Raw genomic sequence first — 1365 nt, 5'->3', positions numbered from 1 at the left:
GCTGCAATGACACGACTTCGGCGGTACGCTTGAGCCCCGCTACATTGTCGGCGCGGAATCACTAGACCAGTGAGCTATTACGCACTCTTTCAAGGGTGGCTGCTTCTAAGCCAACCTCCTGGTTGTCTGTGCGACTCCACATCCTTTCCCACTTAGCGTACGCTTAGGGGCCTTAGTCGATGCTCTGGGCTGTTTCCCTCTCGACCATGGAGCTTATCCCCCACAGTCTCACTGCCGCGCTCTCACTTACCGGCATTCGGAGTTTGGCTAAGGTCAGTAACCCGGTAGGGCCCATCGCCTATCCAGTGCTCTACCTCCGGCAAGAAACACACGACGCTGCACCTAAATGCATTTCGGGGAGAACCAGCTATCACGGAGTTTGATTGGCCTTTCACCCCTAACCACAGGTCATCCCCCAGGTTTTCAACCCTGGTGGGTTCGGTCCTCCACGAAGTCTTACCTCCGCTTCAACCTGCCCATGGCTAGATCACTCCGCTTCGGGTCTTGAGCGTGCTACTGAAACGCCCTGTTCGGACTCGCTTTCGCTACGGCTTCCCCACCCGGGTTAACCTCGCAACACACCGCAAACTCGCAGGCTCATTCTTCAAAAGGCACGCAGTCACGAGATGCAGCAAGCTGCATCCGACGCTCCCACGGCTTGTAGGCACACGGTTTCAGGTACTATTTCACTCCGCTCCCGCGGTACTTTTCACCATTCCCTCACGGTACTATCCGCTATCGGTCACCAGGGAATATTTAGGCTTAGCGGGTGGTCCCGCCAGATTCACACGGGATTTCTCGGGCCCCGTGCTACTTGGGTGTCTCTCAAACGAGCCGCTGACGTTTCGACTACGGGGGTCTTACCCTCTACGCCGGACCTTTCGCATGTCCTTCGCCTACATCAACGGTTTCTGACTCGTCCTGTCGCCGGCAGACGACAGAAGAGAGATCCCACAACCCCCACGACGCAACCCCTGCCGGGTCTCACACGTCGTAGGTTTGGCCTCATCCGGTTTCGCTCGCCACTACTCCCGGAATCACGGTTGTTTTCTCTTCCTGAGGGTACTGAGATGTTTCACTTCCCCTCGTTCCCTCCACACTGCCTATGTGTTCAGCAGTGGGTGACAGCCCATGACGACTGCCGGGTTTCCCCATTCGGAAACCCCCGGATCAAAGCCTGGTTGACGACTCCCCGGGGACTATCGCGGCCTCCCACGTCCTTCATCGGTTCCTGGTGCCAAGGCATCCACCGTGCGCCCTTAAAAACTTGGCCACAGATGCTCGCGTCCACTGTGCAGTTCTCAAACAACGACCAGCCACCCATCACCCCGAACCAGCGGTTCGAGTGCACTGGGGCCGGCATCG

1 rRNA gene is annotated in these 1365 nt (G+C 57.7%); it reads right to left on the bottom strand.

Going from position 1 to position 1365, the window contains the following annotated elements:
* Positions 1-1273, bottom strand: a 23S ribosomal RNA gene (locus ACWD3E_RS43205); the annotation flags it as partial.
* Between the last annotated feature and the right edge of the window lie 92 nt (positions 1274-1365).

The sequence above is a fragment of the Streptomyces sp. NPDC002676 genome, from assembly GCF_053592455.1.
Note: the sequence above shows the minus strand (reverse complement) of the source record. Positions and strands in the feature narration are given on the sequence as shown.